This is a genomic window from Streptomyces coffeae (genome assembly GCF_016741875.1).
GTDB lineage: Bacteria > Actinomycetota > Actinomycetes > Streptomycetales > Streptomycetaceae > Streptomyces > Streptomyces coffeae.
Window position 1 is genome coordinate 112,538 of sequence record NZ_JAERRF010000009.1, and the last position, 16,473, is coordinate 129,010.

Below are 16,473 nucleotides of genomic sequence, written 5' to 3' on the forward strand. Positions count from 1 at the left end.
ACTCGGCTCCCCGCAGAGCACGACCAGTCTCAGGCCCCACATCAACTCTTCGGCGCGTTGACTATCTTCCCGTCCTTGTCGATGGTGTGGCTCTGCCAGTAGGTGTCCCACTTGTCACCCACGTTCTCCGGTACCTTGCTCTTCGGGTAGCGGGTGTAGCCCTTGGGCGGCTCGTTGCCGTTGGAAACGCAGGTGCGGCCAGTGGAACCCACGTTCAGTGCCGGATACTCACCGCCCCCGCAGATCGCGTCCTGCTGTGAGCAGCCCGTGATCGAAAGTGCCGCCGCGGAGGCCAGTGCGAGGATCGACACGGTACGGCGGAGGCAACGGCGGCGCGTGCTGGACGAGGCCGTGCGGGCACCCATATTGCTGCGCATGGTGAACTCCTGGTGGATCGATAGGGAAGTAAATCCGTCCCGGTCACGCCTTCCCCGAGGCGAGCCGACCGGCTCATGACCAAGCCGGTGTGTCGTGGTTACCGTCGGGTGGACTCGGCGCGCCGCTTGCGCAGCAGGTAAGCGGTGAAAAGCGCCAGCTCCGTTGCCAGGGCGACCGCGGCCAGCACGGTCTGCCAGGCCGGCCCGCCTGAGGCGAGGTTGGCCACCAGGTAGCCGACGAGGATGACAGCGGATACCACCGCCTGAACGTCCTTACGCATCCACCACCGCGTACTGGGGACGCTCTGCCCCTCGGCGAGCTTCAGCGCATACAGCTCGACGGGCCCGAATTCCTCCCGGGGAGAACGCCGGGTGGCGGTGAGGTGATCGGCGGCCTCCCTGGTGAGTTCGGCCGCCCGGGCGCGGGACAGTCCGTGCCGTTCCTCAAGCAGCCGGGGCAGATCAACCAGCCAGTTCTCGGGCTTGGTCTGAGACTTCATGGTGAGTTCCTCGTGGTCAGGGGTCGGCTCGTAACGCGCGGCCGACCAGAGCAGCAGAACACCCAGCACACACAGGGCCGGGGCGGGAAGCCGACCGAGAGAGGCCGTCGGCAGGGAGGTGAAGGCCAGAGCGGACAGCAGCAACGCGGCAAGGGCGACCGCTCCCCAGCCGACGGCACCCCGGCGCCTGGAACTCGCAAGGGTCGCCATCAGGCAGGCGCTCGGTATCACAACGCCGAGGAACGCGCCGCCGGCCAGTCCGGCCGGGGTCACGGTCAGCATGGTTCCGTCCCAGACCCACACACCAACGCCGGCCACAAGGGCGGCCACCCCCGTCTGAGCGAGAGCGGCGAAGACATGGTCCGCGCGGGTCAGGCCGTCCCAGTGCCGGCCGGTGCGCCCCTCGGGCGGTATGCGATCTCGGGCCACGGCGGCGGCGTACTCCTCCGGCGCACCGAAGGCGTCCTCGGGCGTCTCACCGCTCTCCGCGCAGTGCAGCTCCACCTCGTCGAGAACCGTGTCGGCGGTGGCTCTGTCCACCGACTGCGCCGCCAGCGCCAGCCGCGCCCGAGCGTTCCATCGGGAAGTCCCGTCCGTCACTCCCCCTCCTTCGTTACGTGGTCCAACAGGTGGTCCATCGAGTCGGAGAACCGCTGCCATGCCGCGGTCTCCTCGATCAGTCGGGTCCGTCCGGCGTCGCTGAGCCGGTACACCTTGCGGCCCGGCCCGCCTTCCCCGGGCTCCCAGCGGGCTTCCACCAGCCCTTCGGTTTCCATCCGACCGAGCACCGGGTACAGCGCGCCGCCGCGGATGGTGCCGAATCCGTGCGCGGCCAACTGCTGCACCAGCGCGTATCCGTGCTGATCGCCCTGCGCCAGCACGGCGGCGAGCGCCAGGGGCAGTACACCCCGCAGCCAGCCCGACGAGGGTTCATTCACCGGCATCCCGTAGTCAGTCCCGCGTTCTACTCTAAAATCTCGACTAGTTCGATTTCAGAGTAGTGGGTTCTCCGACGCTGTGTCCAGGCAGCAGTCGCTCCGGCCATCGCGAGGTGGAGGTGAGGCATGAGCAGCCATCGAGGAGCGGCGGCGGGCGGCATCGCCCGGCGGCACACACGGTGCCGCGGTTGAACGCAGATTGTTCCGGCCTGGGTCCAACTGTGTCGGACATCCGGCGATGGGAGACGATGCCACCCGCACCAGCGCACGAAAGCGAGCAATGACATGACGGAACCCGCTCCGAAGGACCTGATCCATCTCTCCGATCAGGAGGGGAATCGCTGCATCGTGCGCGTCACGGGACGATCCAGACCGGGCGTGCTGACGGGCCACGACATTCTGCGCGCGGACGTGATCGCCTCTGCGAGCTTCGTCGACGCCCGGCTCGACCTCGACATCTTCCCGCATGAGCTGGACTCCTGGGAGCAGGAGCTGTCCAGCCTGGAACCAGGCCGGACAGCCGGCATCGGCGGAGACCGCGGTCTGAACGTCGACATCCACATGCACGAGGACGGCCGGCTGTCGATCCTGGTCAACGATCCGGACCGCCTTACGGCGGCCCTGGGAATCCGACCCCAAGGGGACTGGATCGCTGAGCACCGCGAGCACCTGGCACAGGTCAGGCTGACCTGGCCGCGCGAGGTCATCGAGACGGCCCCAGGAGCCTACGAGTGGAGCCCCAACCGGGGGCGGTGACCACGTGATTCAAGCGGCCGACAGCACGCTTCGTCGGTCCGTCTACGGGCAGGGGCGGCATGCTGTCGGGATGCACCGGCCTGCGTGCTTCAGCGCACGCTCCATGCGCTGACCGCGGACAGCGGCACCCGGAAGAACTGGCCCAGCGCGGCCGGAAGGCTGCTGGAGCCGGAGATCAGCTGGACGCCATGGATGTGGAGGAACGCCGGCGGATAGGTCAGGGGTTCGGCCGCTTCCCGTGTGAAGTCCTCGGCGAAGCGTTCGTCCGGCAGACCTGCCTCACCGAGCCGACTGGCGACGTGCGTTGCCCAGTGCCGGTGCGCCGCGAGACGACCGGTGATCACCGCGCCCTGCGCCACGACCGTGATGCGAGGACCCTCGCCCTCCATCTCCGTACGGTTGATCAGGTCGATGAGGAGTTCGTCGCGTATGGCCATGCCCAGACTGTAGTGATCACTTCATGCTGTCGCAGGCTGCATCGCAAGGACCTGGGCGCGGGCGATGTCCACGGCCTGGTGCTCGGTGCCGCAGGCGTCAGCTCCCACTCCCCCGCCGCCATCGCGTCGAACATCTCGGTGCGCACCGAACGGTCAGCGGCGGCACGGGCGTTGGCGTACACGACGGCCCAACGGCCCTCCGCGCCAGGGGAACAGGCAGCCATCAGCGCCTCGGTGGTGTCGGCGAGGACCCGGAGGGCCTGCGCATCCACCGATCAGCAGGACTCACGGGCCCAGCAGGTCGGCAGTCACTCCCACGTGGGACACAAGACCCGTTTCGGCGTATGCGCCCCCATCCTCAACCGGACAATGCCTCCATGGGCATGAGCGGGCGGACTCGGCGGGACGGTGTCATCTTCCTCCTGCTGGCAGTCGGCGGGACGGCCGCCGCCGTATGGGTGGCGTACCGCCTTGACCTCCAGCCGGCCGGGGTCGTCACGGCTTTCCTGCCGTCTCTGGGGAGCCTGTACCTGACCTGGGCGGCCTTCCGCGCCGAGCGCGCCGAGGGCGAAGCGGGCCGGGAAGCACCGCAGGTCGCCGACCAGTTGGCGATTGCGGTGCGTGGACAGTGGGAGGCCGAGGCGAAAGTACGGCGAATCAGTGACCCCTATCCGCTGCCGGTTTCCTGGCACGCTGCCGACCCGGATCTGGCCGAATCGTGGCCGCTGTTACGGGAGATGGCCTCGCAGTGGCCGTCGGGACAGCCTTCCGACCCTTCCGGCTGGGCGGACGGCCCGGCCGGGCTGGCGGGCGCGGGGGAACAGATCGCCGATGTGTTCCTGCGCCGTACGCCCACCCGTCGGCTGCTGGTCCTGGGGCAACCGGGCACCGGTAAGACGGTGCTGCTCATCCGCCTGCTCCTGGCCCTGCTCGGAGAGCGTGCGGAGGGCGGCGCCGTCCCCGTTCTGTTCCCTCTGGCGTCCTGGAGCCCCACCGAGCAGTCGCTTGACGCCTGGATGGCGGAACGGCTCGCCCGGGACTACGCGGGCCTGGGCGGCCCCGCCCGGGGCTCCCGCGCGGATCGGTCGAGTCACGCCCGGACCCTGCTGGAGCGCGGACTGATCCTGCCGATCCTGGACGGCTTCGACGAAATTCCCCAACCCGTACGCGGCCAGGCACTCGCCGTGATCAATGCCTCGCTGCCGCCGGGACAGGCGCTCGTACTGTCCAGCCGCGTGGCGGAATACCGCGACGCCCTGACCCCCGCCACCGGAGTACCGATCCGGCTGGTGGGCGCCGCCGCGGTAGAGCTGCGGCCGCTCGCCGCCGCGGACATCACCGGCTACATACGACGGGACGCGGGCGGATCAGGCACCGCGGCGGCTCGTTGGGATCCGGTGATCAGACGCCTGGGCACACCGGCCCCCGTGGCGGGAGCCCTGAACACACCGCTGATGCTGTTCCTGGCCAGGACGGTGTACAACCCGCGGCCCGGTGAGCACGACGCCACGCTCCCCGACCCCGCCCAGCTGTGTGACCGCATACGTTTCCCCGACAGCGCGGCCGTACGGACCCACCTGTTCGACGCGTTCCTCACCGCGGCCTACCGCCCGCACCCTCGGTATCCGTGCCGGTGGTCCCCAGAGCGGGCCCGGCAGGCTCACGCCTGTCTCGCGCGGCTTCTGACCCGCACCCTCGGGGGAACGACCGACCTGGCGTGGTGGCAACTGCACCGGGTTCTGCCGCCCCGTGCTCCTCAACTGGCTGCCGGAGCGGCCGTCGGCGCCCTGGCGTGGTTCACCGCCGGAGTGATGGGCCGGCTCATCGCCAGGGTGGCCGGCCTGGACAGCGGATGGCTCACCGGGCCACCTGCCGGGATCGTGGCCGGGCTGGCGGGCGGGATCGCGGGTGGCATCGGCTGCGGGCTCGCCGCGGGGCTCACCGCAGGCGTCGCGGAAGGGCTGACGAACGCGCTCGCCACCGGGCACTCGCAATGGCTCATGACCACAACCGCGAACGGACTCGCATACGGATTCGCAGGCGGAGTCGTCGGCGCCCTGTCCGGCAGGCTGACGGCTCGACGCACCGGACCCGCCCCGCCCTCCCGGCCCCGCTGGTCCTGGGACTGGCGCGGCTTCGCCGTGGGCCTTGCCTCCGGCGGTGCCCTCTGGTTCTCCTTCCGGCCCGTTTTCGGCCCCGTGGCCGCAGGCATCGGTGCCTTGGTGAACGCGGCCGTGTACGGCCTGGCCGGCGGAGCCGTCGGCGCCGCCGCGAGCACGCTCTCCGCGGGCCGCCCCCATCCGGCACCGGCGATCCGGACGCAGTGGTCCTGGGACTGGCGTGGTTTCATCGTGGGCATCGTCAGCGGCCCGACCGTGGGTGTCACCCACTGGGCCGTCCTGGAGATCCAGGCCAGGATCACCGGCGAACCCGCCTATACCTACTCGGACATGCTCGCGTTCGTGTGCGCCTACGGCCTTGCCGTCGGCCTCGCCCGCGGCCTGCGGGGCAAACCTGCCGACCTGGCCACGGCCGTCGGTCCCGCCGCGCTCCTCGCCCAGGACCGGTGCACCTTCCGAAAGCTGTGGGTCACGGTCGGGCTCGCCGTGGGAGTTGCGTTCCTTCTCTGCTACGGCGCCACCTATCTACTCAACGGCGGACTCTCTTACGGCATCACCCGCGGCACCGCACACGCGGAGGGGCTGGCACTCAACCCTGCGCACATTCTCGTCCGCGGCCTGGCCTACGGGGCGACGATCGGCTTCGCCGCGGCACTCAGCCAGACCGCATGGTGGAATTACAGCCTCGCACGCCACTGTCTGGCACTGCACCGGTCCCTGCCCCGCGATCTGACGGCCTTCTTGGCAGACGCACACGAACGACGCGGGGTACTACGGCAGGTGGGGGCAGTTCACCAGTTCCGCCATCTCGATCTCCAGCACCATCTGGCCACGCCGACACGACCGGACGAACCCCCGGCAGCAACCCCGGGTGTCCCTCGGCCACGGTGGTTCGGACACACTCGCCACCAGCCCGGGCCCTGACGTCGGTGGAGGTGTGTCACGACGAGGTACGGCACCGAACCGGTTGCCCGGCGATGCGGTGATCCCCCGCACCGCGAGCGTGACCAGCGCGGATGTCTCATCCGCGACCGGCACCCACAGCATCGGGCCAGCCGGTTCACAGCTGCCCGCAGTGGCTGTCATGGATGTCACCTGTCGTTCTGCAACTCTGGACGGACTCGTCCGCCTCCCCACGTAGGACGTCGGATGAGTCGGCGCGCCACGGGCGGCAGCGCGAGAAGGAAGCCGAGCGCTGCGGCCAGCACGTGCCCTACGGTGGTGAAGTCGGGCAGCGGCCCGGCCCATTCCGCGCCGGCGATGGGCCAGCCGACCACGAAGGCCGCCCACGGAAGCCGGGCCCATCGCGGCACTGCCGCCGTGGTGGCGGCCATGACGGTCTGGGTACCGTAGCTGATGCCGTAGTCGAGCGTGTCGCGGACCTCGGCGGGATACCAGCCATGTCGCAGGGCCAGGGTGATGACGCCCGCGGTGAGTAGCGTGGTGCCGATGTGCCCGGTGAGGAACACCACGAACGCCCGTAGCGGGCCCCACCGTTGTTCGGCCCAGGCCAGGCAGCAACAGACGCCGAATCCCAGGGTGATGACGGTGGCGGGGAAGAGCAGTGACGTGACGTCGGTCAGCGTGCCGTTGAAGAACAGCGCACTGCCGAGCAGTGCGACCCCCGGGCGGTCGGCCAGGTTGTCGAGGTCGGTGCTGACGTAATGCAGCAGGGTCTGGGCGCGATCCGCCGTCAGGCCCCACGTGATCCAGGCATGGGTGAGCAGCAGGAGACAGAGGTATGCGAAGGTGACCGGCGAGCGGCTCGGGTAGGCCCGGAGGGCATCGAGCAGGCGTTTGCGCATCAGTGGGTGCCGAGCTGAGCGGTGATCTCCGAGGAGAAGGTGCTGACACGGGTGTAAAGGCCGGGGTGGCCCGGCTTGCCGCAGCCGACACCCCAGGAGGTGATGCCGGCGAGGACTCCGTCGACCACCAGCGGGGTGCCGCTGTCGTAGTCGCAGGTGTCGACACCGCCCTGAGCGAAGTCACCCGCGCACGTGTACTGGTCGGAGTCGTACGCATCGCCGTAGGAACTGGCGCTCGCGCAGGAGGAGTCGGCGATCACCGGGGCGGTCGCGGTGCGCAGGACGCCGCCGTCGAGGGCACCGGAGGAGGTGGTGCCCCAGCCGAGGATCCGAGCCTTCCGGCCAGGCTGGTAGAGGTCGCTCGCGTCCGGACGGGCGAGGGGCAGGGTCGGCGCGTCGATCGGCGACTTGAGGGTGAGCACGGCAACGTCGTTGCGGTAGCCGGTCTCGCCCTGGTAGTCGAAGGTGGCGTAGTCCGGATGGCGCCAGATGCGGGCGACGCCGACCTTGGTGCCGTCCGAGGACAACATTTTGTCGCGGCCGGAGACCACCTGAAGAAGTCCTGGGACCTTCTGGAAGGCGTCGACACAGTGCCCTGCGGTGAGGACCTTGGTCGGGGCGATCAGCGTGCCGCCGCAGAAGGAGAACGGGATCGCCACAGGCTTGACCGCCACGGCCCAGGGGTAGTCCGCCGCCCGGGCCGGCTGCCCGCCCTGGACTGCCGCGGCGGGACCGGCGGCACTGAACAGCGCGGCGTACACCACGGCCGTGGCAGAAACTGCCCTCACGGCCCGCTTCCGTATGGCGGTGATCCTCACGAGAGATTCTCCTTGCATGCGCTGAAGTTCGTCGAGTCGCCTTGCCCTTCTCGTCAGGAAAGGGCGCACCGAAGTATCTACGGCGTTGGCGGGCAGCGCCGTCCGCAGCGTGCGCCAACCACCCAACTCTGGGTGTTTGTACAGTCCGCCAGGTCACCAAGCGGGGCCCACCGGGCGGGGCGGCTCTGTTGGCTCACGGTCGCCACACGTCAGGACCGGTAGAACCGTTCGGTCGGCCGCCATGGTTCGGGTCGTGGGGGCAGCTTGCTGAACGCCGGGAGAGGAACCTTCGGCCCGGGAGGTCGTGTCATCGCCGGTCTCGCCCGCGGCAGCTGTGAAGTCCTCGCCAACCCCGGCCGGGTCCACTGGTGCCCGTCCCCCTCCTGGATGCCGCGCGGCGCGTCGGCGGCGAGGTGCGCCGCGCGTTCGCCCTACGAGGGGCCCGGGCCGCCTCCTTCGGAGCGAGGGAGGCGGCACACGTCAGGAGAAAATCGCGTGCACCTGATCGACCGCTTCGGGCCCATAGCCAACCACGCCCACGGGGACCGCGCCGTCGATCGCCTCGATGACACGCCCAGCCCATACCGGGCCGAACCCCCCGCACAATTCGATAAGTTGCACACCCTCGCCCACCAGGCGGCGCGCGACCTCGATGCCCTCTTCGGGCTTCTCCACCCCGACGAACACACTGCGGCACGTACCCGTGTCCACGGTGCTGACATCACCACCTGCCGCGCTGCCGTCCGCCGTGTAGATGAACCCCCAGTGCGTGAGCGCCATGCGTATCGACCTCCTGTGATCGTCAGAGCCACCAGCCAAGCAGAATGAGGGCGGGAATGGCCTGGATCGGAGATGATTCGTGAGTGATCCGCGCCGCACTCCGGATACCCGCACCGTCCGCGCACAACAACGCCGACCGCACTCGCGCATGACCCGTCGGACACGCCCTAGAGGTACAGCCCGCCGCTCCCCCTGTGCCGGGCGACCTTGATCACGACGCGCTGCCCATTCCTCCAGGGGCTCTTCGTCCATGCCCGGCCCCCCTGCTCGTCGACTACGCCCAGTCTGCCGAGTGCAGGCCGTCGGGGAAACCGGCCCCGGCTCACAGCGTCGCCGTCCACCCCCCGCGCGACAGGGTGGTCTCGCCGTCATGGGTGATGGTCACCTTCGCCCCGTAGACGGGGAGTTCGGCGTGCTCCAACCACCGCCAGCGGATCTGATCGAGCAGCTCGTACAGGCGGCGGGGGCCGCCCTGGTGCACGGTCGCGGTGTGTTCGCCCTGCTTGGTGGAGGCTCGGGCCCACGAGCCGTCGGCGTGCAGCATCCACGCCATGCGGCTGCCGTCGTCTCCCGTTCCCATACGGTGCTCGATGCTCCAATCCATCAGGTGACTCCTTGTAGCTCATCAGCGATCGGTGGGGAGATCGTGTCGGTAGTGCCTTGAATCCAGTCCCATTGCCCACAGGGATTGACCTGGAGGAGGTCATCGGGCCGGCTCTCCGACCACGCACAGGGCGACGACGGCGGCCGGCACGCCGAGCATCGCGGCGGGGATGACCCCGGCCCGCGCCGCGCGGAAGCACCACGGGACGGCCCGGTCGGCAGGCGTCAGACGGCGGTGGCTCATGCCGCACCACCTGCTGACCGTGCCTCCTGTGTGGCCTCGGTGTACGCGGTGAGCAGGGTCTCGCCCGTCTCGCATACGTCGCCCGGCGTCCGGCAGGCGAGGCAGTCCGCGGCGTGCTCGATGGCTGCCCGCCACTTCTGGTCGACCTTGGCGGCGGGCTCGGCTTGCTGGGTCTCGGCCATCACGCCCCCGCCTGTTCTCGGCCACGCCGCAGGACGTCGATCAGCTTCTCCGCCTCGACGACCGGGTAGCCGCGGGCGTGCCGGGGGCAGGCGTAGATGATGCCGCCGCCGAGGCTGCCGCCGTGCTCGTCGGCGATGATGACCGGCTCGTCGGTGGGCAGTTGGCAGTAGCGGCAGAACTGGCGGCCCTCGACCCTGGCACCGAACTCGGCGTGGTCCGCGGCGGCGAGCACTTCCCAGAGCCGCTCGGCATTCGTGAGGTACTGGCCGGGCGCGAGCGGCACACGCCAGTACGTACGGGCCTTGGCGGTGGAGTCGGTCCAGGTGATCGGCGGGACGCCGAGAACGGTGCTCTCCGCCGCCCGTTCGGTGAGCACGCGGACCTGGCGGAGACGCCAATCGCCGCGGGCGGTCCCCTTCGCGATCAGCCAGTACAAGGTGCCGTAGGTGTCCTGGATTACGGCTCCGGACGCGTCCCCGAGCATGGCCAGGGCGCGGTCACCGACAGGGGCTTCGACGCGTACGGCGTCCCACCGCTTCCCTACGGGTAACGGCGCTACGTCCACGGCGGGCGGCGGTGTCCACGGCAAGGCTCTGGTCGTCATATGTGCCCCTGTTGTCGAACGGATGCGGCGCCTATTTGCCCTGGCGGAGGTCGGGCGATCAGCGCAGCTGTCCAGTGGGGCGCAACTTAAGGACGTCGGACGCGGTCAGACAGTGAAGGGCCGTCCTACTTTCTCACCCAGGTAGGACGCAATGCCCTACCCGTCCAGGTGGAGCCGATCCGCGAGATTCGTCACCGGAGAAGTACGGCGCCGCTCCCTGCTACGGAGTTCTGCCACAAGCTGCCGTGCGGTGCCGTGGTACCTCATCCATTCGGGCGCGTCCTCCTCAGCCTTCAGCAGAGCGCAGGTGGCTGACTCATCCCGGTGGAGCTCGGAGTACGCCAGGGCACGATCCACATGGAATCGAGCCCGCCATGTTGGTGGAAGCGAGCCGACGCGCTGCACCGTACGGGCCGTAGTTACTGCCTCTGCACTCCTTCCCATCTCAACCTGGAAATTCACTTTCGCTACACCCACATTGGTGGGGCCGAACGGAGTGGCGTAGTCGAGTCGATCGACCCCGATGCTCGCTGCGGCACCCGTCGACAGCCTGAGCAACTCCTCCACCCTGTCGTACTTGCTCTCCCCCTGGCGCACGGTCGCCGTGGCCGCGCGGAGCAGCAGAATTCCCCAAAGGGAGAGGTCAACTGGCTTAGAGCGGAAGCCGGGGTTGATCTGGTCGGCATACGTCAGCGCTACGCGCTCGGCGTCCTCCAGTCGTCCCTGCTTCGTGAAGATCCATGCCAGGGTAGAGGCGCCGATAGGTTCGAGGTGCGGGTCATCCGAGCGCCTGGCCGCCTCCGTTGCACGCTCCATGGCAGTGAACGCCGCATCTTCCTTGCCCAACGCGGTAAGAGTGGTCGCCGCCACCTGGTACGCCTCAGCCAGGACAGCGTGCGCTGCTGCCTGGTCACTGCCGTGATGGGCACGAGCCGCAACGCGGGCGTCACGGATGAGCTGGGGCAGCAGAGAGCCGATCGCGCCCATGCGTCCCTCACGACGGATGACCTCCGTCGATCGAAGCGAAGCACGCAGTGCTCCCACGGATGGCGGATCCTCCGCGTCAGGGTCCTCGCCGAGCAGGTCGGACAGCGGTGATACCGCCTGCCTCAGTGCGAGCACGGAAGGGGCGTCACCATCGGAGCGCACTTCAAAAGTAGTTGGCTGCCCCAGTAGCGTGGACGTCTCGACGTCCAGCGCACGGGCCAGCTGGTTCAGCGTGGAAAGCCGCGCCGTCAACCGCCGGTTCTGCTCAAGCTTCCGCACGGTGTCCACCGATACGTTCGCGTGCTCGGCGAGCTGCTCTTGGGTCAGCTCGCGTCGCTCGCGCAGTCGACCGACCCGATCGCCGATGGTCTCGTTTTCGTACGGCATGATCACCCCCGCCAGGTGGATGGTCCGTCAACGCTACGCCGCTGGGGGCGCCGTATACGAGTCTGTCCACCTGGCGGGTGATGACATCACGAAATCCCCTCGCCCGGCCCGAAGGCCAGACGAGGGGGCGAGGCTGAGGGGTTAGCGGGCCAGCACGACCGTGATCTCTGAATCCGGGCAGCCGGTCGCGACCCGCTGGAGCCATGTCCTGATCAGCCTTCTGACGTGTACGACAGACGGAACAAGGCGCGGCTCAGGCAGCGGCCTCGGTGGCGAGGTGCCGGTCGAGGGCGCGGGTCAGACTCTCAGCGGAGGAGACAGGGCCGCCGAGACGGTCGATGCCGGTTTCTGTGTGGAGCAGGAGCGTCGGGTAGCTGTCCGTGCCCAGACGGCGCACCTCGAGGAAGTCAGCCTCGGCCTCGGCGCGGGTGGCAGGGTCGGCGTACGCAGCAGCCACGGCATCAGCGTCCACACCGAGCTGGACAGCGACGTCCCGGTGGACCGCCGGGTCGGAGAGGCTGCGACCAGCCCTGTACCAGGCGCGCTGGAGCGCCGCGGACGCGTCCAGGTCGGTCACGCCGGGTTGCGAGCGCAGGGCGACAAGCGCGGTGGCCGCGTCGGCGGAGTCCATGACGGTCGTACCCTCTGCCAGCATCTTCTCGTACGCCGCCCCGAAGGTGACGCCGGTCAGCTCGGTGATACGGGCGTTCGCGCCGGGGATGTGTGGATAGAACGCGACCGCGCGGGCCGCGTGGCCGGTGAACAGCCCGCCGGACAGCACCCGCAACTCGATCCGCTCGGCGTTGGCCTCGGCGAAGGCGTGCAGTGCGGGGCCGAAGCCGTAGCACCAGCCGCAGTAGGCGTCGAAGGCGTATGTCAGACGCGTTCGGGCAGATGTGGCAGACATCGGAGAGCCTTTCCCTTTTCTGTTCTCCGCGCCATCCGCGGGGAGAACGGTACGTCTTAAGCTAGGAGGTCAAGGAGATGCACGTCGGATACATTGGTGACTGATGATGGTGAAAAACCGACACGAACAGATCGCGGACGTAGGCTTTGCAGCACCGGTCGGCACACCGACCGGGGTGGAGGTCATGTCACTCGCCGACCTGCGGGCGCGGGTGCCGGTACGTCTGGGCGAGGACAGGTTCATGGCGCCGCAGCGCCTCGCCTTCCACCAACTGCTCACGCTCACCAGCGGCGCCCTGTGGCACACGGTCGACTTCACCGGCTACGCGCTCGAGCCCGGTGCCTGGCTTTGGGTGCGCCCAGGTCAGGTGCAGCAGTGGGGGGACATCACACGGGCCGAGGGCACCCTGATCCTCTTCGAGAACGGTTTCCTGGACCCGGCCAGCGCGGCCGCGGCCGACCTGGACGAGCCGCATACCCGAGCCCTCCATATCCCCGACACAGAGGACCGCCAGGCGCTACAGACGGCACTGGCCCACCTGGAACTGGAGTTCCGGTCTCTGGGCCGCCTCCCTCTCGACGTCCATGTGACCGTCCTGCGCCACGTGCTGGCGGCTCTCGTCCTGCGCCTCACCCACCTCACCGCGCAGGTGGGCAGCCCTGCCCCGGAACCCGACGACACGTTCGTGCGCTTCCGTAACGCCGTCGAACGGGACTTCACCCGCACCCGCACCCTCGACGACTACGCCCGCGCCCTCGGCTACTCGCCCCGGACCCTGTCGCGCGCCACCCTCACGGCCGCGGGCGTCAACGCGAAGGAGTTCATCGACCGTCGTGTGATCCTGGAGGCCAAGCGCCTGCTGGCTCATGGAGACGATCCCGCTACCCGGATCGCGGCGCACCTGGGCTTCTCCAGCGCGACAAACTTCAGCAAGTACTTCCACCAGCGCACAGGGCAGAGCCCGATCGCGTTCCGGGTGAACGTGCGCGGCAAGAGCTAAGCCGGTCGGTCGGCGCAGGTCGTGACCGGGGCATCGGCCAGGACACGTGGAGCGCTCCTCCCAGCACCGATCGCGAGAATGTCAGTTTTTCACCATGCGAGGTCGTTGATGTATCCCGGGACGCCTGCCCACTGACCTTAGCTTTGCAGGTGTCGGCCGGACCGAGTCGTGAGGGCCCGCTGACGGAATAGGGAAATCCCTGTCGTGGGGACCATCCATCTCGAAAGGCACCCGCATGTCCTCCGAACTGACCTACACGGTGCACACTGCCGGTGATACCGGCCTGCACAAGTCGTCCGTCCTCATCACCGGTGAACGCGAAGCCCTCCTGGTCGACGGCCAGTTCACGCTGGCCGAGCAGCACAGGGTCCTCGCGGACATCGTCGACAGCGGCAAGGAGCTGACCACCGTCGTGGTCACTACCTCTGACCCGGACTACTACTTCGGCCTCCAGGTGATCCGTGCAGCGTTCCCCCAGGCCCGGATCGTGGCCACGGCGACCACCGTCGAGCGCATCAATGCCAGTTGGGAGGCCAAGCTCGAAACCTGGGCACACCTCGGCAAGAACCTCCCCACGGACATCGTCATCCCTGAGGTCCTGAACGAGAACCGCGTCACCCTCGAGGGCCACACCTTCGAGATCCGCGGCGGACACCCGGACCTGGTCTGGCGAACCGAGTACCTGTGGCAGCCCGAGGACCGAGCCGTCGTCGGCGGAGTCCTGCTCTTCTCCGACCTGCACGTGTGGACCGCCGACACCGCCACCTCGCGTGAGCGCGCCGCCTGGGACGAGGCCCTGGCCGAGATGCAGCGGCTCGCCCCCGGCTACGTCGTGGCCGGGCACCGCTCCGTGCACTCTGCCACCGACGCGTCCGTGATCGCCTTCACCCGTGACTACCTGGCCGCCTTCGAGGAAGAGCTGGCCAGCAACAGTGACGATCCCGAGGCCCTGCGAGCCGCGATACTCCGGCGCTACCCGAACCTCGGCCTGCTGGTCGCCCTCGACCTGGGCTCCAAGGTGGCCACCGGCAAGATGCCCTGGGGCTGACGTTGTTCAGCGGCACCCGTGGCCACAGCCACCGCAAGATCGCCTCACCATCCAGTGACAACCCGCGTCCCACGGCCAGGTACCACTGGGCCGCGGCTGCCGTGGAGTTCGCCCTCACGGGAGTGCTGCTGTTCGTCGTGGTCACCGCCGTGCGCTGGGTGATGGCCTCCCCTCTCGGCGCGCACCTGCCGGACCTGCGTCTCCAGCTCACTGTCGTGGCAGGCATCGTGGCGTTGGCGCTCTGGCTCGCTCTGCGCTCCCTGTGGGGACGGTACTCGGGCGGACACCTCAACCCGGCCGTCACCCTCGCACTATGGGTGACCGGCGCGTTTCCTGGCCGTGACGTCCTGCCCTACGCCGTCGCCCAGCTCGCCGGATCGCTGGTCGGCACCGGCCTGGCCCGACTCGTGTGGGGGACGGTTGTCTCGGGGCCGATGGCGTACGCCGCCGTCGGCCCCGCCCCCGGGTGGACGGCCCCGGCCTTGTTCGCAGCAGAGGCTGGAGCCACGGCCTTGATCATGGGACTGGCCCTGCTCCTCCTGGCCCTGCCGCAGGGAACCCGATGGATCCCGATGGCCCTCCCCCTGGCCGTCGCCGCGGCCATTGTTGCCCTCGGGCCGAGCACCGGCGGCTCCGCCAATCCCGCCCGGCAGCTGGGCCCGGCCTTGTGGGCCGGTCGGACGGACTCCCTGTGGATCTATCTCCTGGCTCCTCCGACCGGCGCCTCCCTCGTTGCCCTGATCGCTCGCTGGAGCACGCTCAACAAGAGGGCCCGGTCCGCCAGTCCACCCACGCATTGAGGTAAAAACCCCTACTCGCTCTGCCGTCCGCATAGGTTGACGGCCCGACGCCGCCCCGGCGATCACCGGGGCGGTGCGTCACTCCGGAAGAAAGTGAGCGTTGCCTGATGCGGCATGAGATGTGGACGAACGTGACCGCTTTGCCGCGGGGCGCGCGATGATGGAGCCATGCGGCCTCAGCCAGTACTCGTCTTCGATGGAGATTGCGGCTTCTGCACCACCTCGGTGCACTTCGCTGAACGACGTCTCCGACCACACTGCGCGTTCGTCCCATGGCAATGCGCGGACCTGCAAACGCTCGGCGTCACCCAAGAACGGGCCGAGCATGAGGTGTTGTGGGTGACTCCAACGGGGACCGTCTATGGAGGAGCTCAGGCTGTCGCGAAGTTGCTGTTGAGTGCGGGCCGAGGATGGTCACTACTGGGTGCGTTGCTCATGCTGCCTCCCGCGCGGTGGGTAGCCCAGGGGGTCTACCGGCTGATCGCGGCCAACCGTCACCGGATGCCGGGAGGGACAGCAGCGTGTGCTCTGCCGAACCATCGGCCCCAGAGCCCGTAGCAGTGGCCCAAGAAGCACCTGCCTGCGTGTGAAGGCACCGGCCGCCGTCCACCGCGGATTCACCGCTCGGCAGGACGACTGCTGGAGCCGGATATCAGCTGGCAGCCCTGAGGGTTGAGGAACGCCGGCGGACAGGCCGGCGGAACGGTGCCGTGACCGGCTGAAGCAAGGGTGCGGAACGCCACCCGATACCACAGGACCGCCAGCCCTCGCATCCCCACTGATGTGGACGCGACATCCGAGGACAAGCCCGAGGTGGCTCGGAACGCACCCCCGGCCACAGCGCGAGCGCGACGCTCAGCGGGCCGCTCGACGCGTCGGCGTTCACCGCACTCGGTCGCCCACGTCGCAGGCGTGACCTCCTGACCCGGACGGCAGGCCGGGCAGTGCGCCCATGCCGTAGGCGGAGAGCGGGCATCTCGAGAGCCGCCGGTTCCATCAGTGCCATCGCCGTGGCGGCCCAGGCTGTCACCGCCCCGCTGTACAGCGTCCTGGGGCCGCAATCACCAGGCAGATCACCACTCTGCTGGTGCTCTCATTGACTTGATCATCACGCTGGCGAAAAATCCTCCCCCGAACGGCTTCGTGATCTCCAATCCAAGACCTTGGATCGTGATTCCA

Annotated in this window: 19 protein-coding genes and 2 pseudogenes; 6 read left to right on the forward strand and 15 right to left on the reverse strand. The window is 68.9% G+C overall.

What is annotated here, in order from left to right:
• Window positions 1–41 precede the first annotated feature (41 nt).
• From JK363_RS17355 to JK363_RS17365, 3 genes are all read right to left on the reverse strand, one after another.
• Window positions 42–377 (reverse strand): SCO0607 family lipoprotein, encoded by a 336-nt coding sequence (locus JK363_RS17355; RefSeq protein WP_201875816.1) that lies wholly within the window; start codon window positions 375–377, stop codon window positions 42–44.
• Window positions 378–475: 98 nt separating this feature from the next.
• Window positions 476–1,477: a hypothetical protein gene (locus JK363_RS17360; protein WP_201875817.1), complete on the reverse strand. Its 1,002-nt coding sequence runs from the start codon at window positions 1,475–1,477 to the stop codon at window positions 476–478.
• Entirely contained in the window at window positions 1,474–1,815 is a 342-nt protein-coding gene (locus JK363_RS17365) for a PadR family transcriptional regulator (RefSeq protein ID WP_372444801.1), read from the reverse strand. Before JK363_RS17365 ends, JK363_RS17360 begins: the two co-directional genes overlap by 4 nt.
• 285 nt (window positions 1,816–2,100) lie before the next feature.
• Between JK363_RS17365 and JK363_RS17370 the strand changes: the two genes are divergently transcribed.
• The gene (locus JK363_RS17370) at window positions 2,101–2,571 is read left to right on the forward strand and encodes a DUF5959 family protein (protein WP_201875819.1); all 471 of its coding nucleotides are present in this window, start codon (window positions 2,101–2,103) and stop codon (window positions 2,569–2,571) included.
• Window positions 2,572–2,660: 89 nt separating this feature from the next.
• Here the strand turns inward: JK363_RS17370 and JK363_RS17375 are convergent, their stop codons facing one another.
• Window positions 2,661–3,008 carry a GvpU-like protein gene (locus JK363_RS17375; RefSeq protein WP_201875820.1) on the reverse strand — a complete coding sequence of 116 codons (348 nt, stop codon included), beginning with the start codon at window positions 3,006–3,008 and terminating at the stop codon, window positions 2,661–2,663.
• A 377-nt stretch (window positions 3,009–3,385) separates the two neighbouring features.
• Here JK363_RS17375 and JK363_RS17380 point away from each other — a divergent pair, with 377 nt between their 5' ends.
• Window positions 3,386–6,052: an NACHT domain-containing protein gene (locus JK363_RS17380; RefSeq protein ID WP_201875821.1), complete on the forward strand. Its 2,667-nt coding sequence runs from the start codon at window positions 3,386–3,388 to the stop codon at window positions 6,050–6,052.
• A 167-nt stretch (window positions 6,053–6,219) separates the two neighbouring features.
• On the opposite strand, the gene JK363_RS17385 is transcribed toward JK363_RS17380, so the two are convergent.
• The 11 genes and pseudogenes from JK363_RS17385 to JK363_RS17425 form a co-directional block, all read right to left on the reverse strand.
• Entirely contained in the window at window positions 6,220–6,933 is a 714-nt protein-coding gene (locus JK363_RS17385; protein ID WP_201875822.1) for a rhomboid-like protein, read from the reverse strand.
• Window positions 6,933–7,721 carry a S1 family peptidase gene (locus JK363_RS17390; RefSeq protein ID WP_201875823.1) on the reverse strand — a complete coding sequence of 263 codons (789 nt, stop codon included), beginning with the start codon at window positions 7,719–7,721 and terminating at the stop codon, window positions 6,933–6,935. Before JK363_RS17390 ends, JK363_RS17385 begins: the two co-directional genes overlap by 1 nt.
• Before the next feature lie 239 nt (window positions 7,722–7,960).
• A pseudogene (locus tag JK363_RS44685) lies at window positions 7,961–8,167 on the reverse strand (DUF6087 family protein); the annotation flags it as partial.
• A gap of 64 nt (window positions 8,168–8,231) precedes the next feature.
• Window positions 8,232–8,531: a DUF6506 family protein gene (locus JK363_RS17395; RefSeq protein WP_201875824.1), complete on the reverse strand. Its 300-nt coding sequence runs from the start codon at window positions 8,529–8,531 to the stop codon at window positions 8,232–8,234.
• A 168-nt stretch (window positions 8,532–8,699) separates the two neighbouring features.
• Window positions 8,700–8,903: pseudogene (locus JK363_RS44690) on the reverse strand (DUF6087 family protein); the annotation flags it as partial.
• Window positions 8,854–9,135: a hypothetical protein gene (locus JK363_RS17400; RefSeq protein ID WP_201875825.1), complete on the reverse strand. Its 282-nt coding sequence runs from the start codon at window positions 9,133–9,135 to the stop codon at window positions 8,854–8,856. The gene JK363_RS17400 and the pseudogene JK363_RS44690, both read right to left, overlap by 50 nt.
• Before the next feature lie 99 nt (window positions 9,136–9,234).
• Window positions 9,235–9,378, reverse strand: coding sequence for a hypothetical protein (locus JK363_RS17405; protein WP_201875826.1), 144 nt, complete (start codon window positions 9,376–9,378; stop codon window positions 9,235–9,237).
• Window positions 9,375–9,560, reverse strand: a complete 186-nt coding sequence (locus JK363_RS17410) for a hypothetical protein (RefSeq protein ID WP_201875827.1) — start codon at window positions 9,558–9,560, stop codon at window positions 9,375–9,377. Before JK363_RS17410 ends, JK363_RS17405 begins: the two co-directional genes overlap by 4 nt.
• Window positions 9,560–10,165: a hypothetical protein gene (locus JK363_RS17415; RefSeq protein WP_201875828.1), complete on the reverse strand. Its 606-nt coding sequence runs from the start codon at window positions 10,163–10,165 to the stop codon at window positions 9,560–9,562. The genes JK363_RS17410 and JK363_RS17415 overlap by 1 nt, the downstream gene beginning before the upstream one ends.
• Before the next feature lie 156 nt (window positions 10,166–10,321).
• Complete coding sequence (locus JK363_RS17420; protein ID WP_201875829.1) at window positions 10,322–11,539, reverse strand: helix-turn-helix domain-containing protein; 1,218 nt, start codon at window positions 11,537–11,539, stop codon at window positions 10,322–10,324.
• Window positions 11,540–11,792: 253 nt separating this feature from the next.
• A complete protein-coding gene (locus JK363_RS17425) occupies window positions 11,793–12,446 on the reverse strand; it encodes a DsbA family protein (RefSeq protein ID WP_201875830.1) in 654 nt (217 codons plus the stop codon).
• 103 nt (window positions 12,447–12,549) lie between these two features.
• Here JK363_RS17425 and JK363_RS17430 point away from each other — a divergent pair, with 103 nt between their 5' ends.
• From JK363_RS17430 to JK363_RS17445, 4 genes are all read left to right on the forward strand, one after another.
• Window positions 12,550–13,446 carry a helix-turn-helix transcriptional regulator gene (locus JK363_RS17430; protein WP_372444803.1) on the forward strand — a complete coding sequence of 299 codons (897 nt, stop codon included), beginning with the start codon at window positions 12,550–12,552 and terminating at the stop codon, window positions 13,444–13,446.
• 235 nt (window positions 13,447–13,681) lie between these two features.
• On the forward strand, window positions 13,682–14,494 hold the full coding sequence (locus JK363_RS17435) for an MBL fold metallo-hydrolase (RefSeq protein WP_201875831.1): 813 nt from the start codon (window positions 13,682–13,684) through the stop codon (window positions 14,492–14,494).
• 2 nt (window positions 14,495–14,496) lie between these two features.
• Window positions 14,497–15,294 carry an MIP/aquaporin family protein gene (locus JK363_RS17440; protein ID WP_201875832.1) on the forward strand — a complete coding sequence of 266 codons (798 nt, stop codon included), beginning with the start codon at window positions 14,497–14,499 and terminating at the stop codon, window positions 15,292–15,294.
• 168 nt (window positions 15,295–15,462) lie between these two features.
• On the forward strand, window positions 15,463–15,852 hold the full coding sequence (locus JK363_RS17445) for a thiol-disulfide oxidoreductase DCC family protein (protein ID WP_201875833.1): 390 nt from the start codon (window positions 15,463–15,465) through the stop codon (window positions 15,850–15,852).
• The last annotated feature ends 621 nt before the right edge of the window (window positions 15,853–16,473 follow it).

What these genes read in the sequence shown, in the direction of transcription:
- JK363_RS17395 (WP_201875824.1), bottom strand. Translation starts at nt 8,531, where the DNA reads ATGGCGCTCACGCACTGGGGGTTCATCTACACGGCGGACGGCAGCGCG.
- JK363_RS17380 (WP_201875821.1), top strand. Translation starts at nt 3,386, where the DNA reads ATGGGCATGAGCGGGCGGACTCGGCGGGACGGTGTCATCTTCCTCCTG.
- JK363_RS17370 (WP_201875819.1), top strand. Translation starts at nt 2,101, where the DNA reads ATGACGGAACCCGCTCCGAAGGACCTGATCCATCTCTCCGATCAGGAG.
- JK363_RS17410 (WP_201875827.1), bottom strand. Translation starts at nt 9,560, where the DNA reads ATGGCCGAGACCCAGCAAGCCGAGCCCGCCGCCAAGGTCGACCAGAAG.
- JK363_RS17425 (WP_201875830.1), bottom strand. Translation starts at nt 12,446, where the DNA reads ATGTCTGCCACATCTGCCCGAACGCGTCTGACATACGCCTTCGACGCC.
- JK363_RS17420 (WP_201875829.1), bottom strand. Translation starts at nt 11,539, where the DNA reads ATGCCGTACGAAAACGAGACCATCGGCGATCGGGTCGGTCGACTGCGC.
- JK363_RS17385 (WP_201875822.1), bottom strand. Translation starts at nt 6,933, where the DNA reads ATGCGCAAACGCCTGCTCGATGCCCTCCGGGCCTACCCGAGCCGCTCG.
- JK363_RS17435 (WP_201875831.1), top strand. Translation starts at nt 13,682, where the DNA reads ATGTCCTCCGAACTGACCTACACGGTGCACACTGCCGGTGATACCGGC.
- JK363_RS17355 (WP_201875816.1), bottom strand. Translation starts at nt 377, where the DNA reads ATGCGCAGCAATATGGGTGCCCGCACGGCCTCGTCCAGCACGCGCCGC.
- JK363_RS17430 (WP_372444803.1), top strand. Translation starts at nt 12,550, where the DNA reads ATGATGGTGAAAAACCGACACGAACAGATCGCGGACGTAGGCTTTGCA.
- JK363_RS17415 (WP_201875828.1), bottom strand. Translation starts at nt 10,165, where the DNA reads ATGACGACCAGAGCCTTGCCGTGGACACCGCCGCCCGCCGTGGACGTA.
- JK363_RS17405 (WP_201875826.1), bottom strand. Translation starts at nt 9,378, where the DNA reads ATGAGCCACCGCCGTCTGACGCCTGCCGACCGGGCCGTCCCGTGGTGC.
- JK363_RS17375 (WP_201875820.1), bottom strand. Translation starts at nt 3,008, where the DNA reads ATGGCCATACGCGACGAACTCCTCATCGACCTGATCAACCGTACGGAG.
- JK363_RS17445 (WP_201875833.1), top strand. Translation starts at nt 15,463, where the DNA reads ATGCGGCCTCAGCCAGTACTCGTCTTCGATGGAGATTGCGGCTTCTGC.
- JK363_RS17400 (WP_201875825.1), bottom strand. Translation starts at nt 9,135, where the DNA reads ATGGATTGGAGCATCGAGCACCGTATGGGAACGGGAGACGACGGCAGC.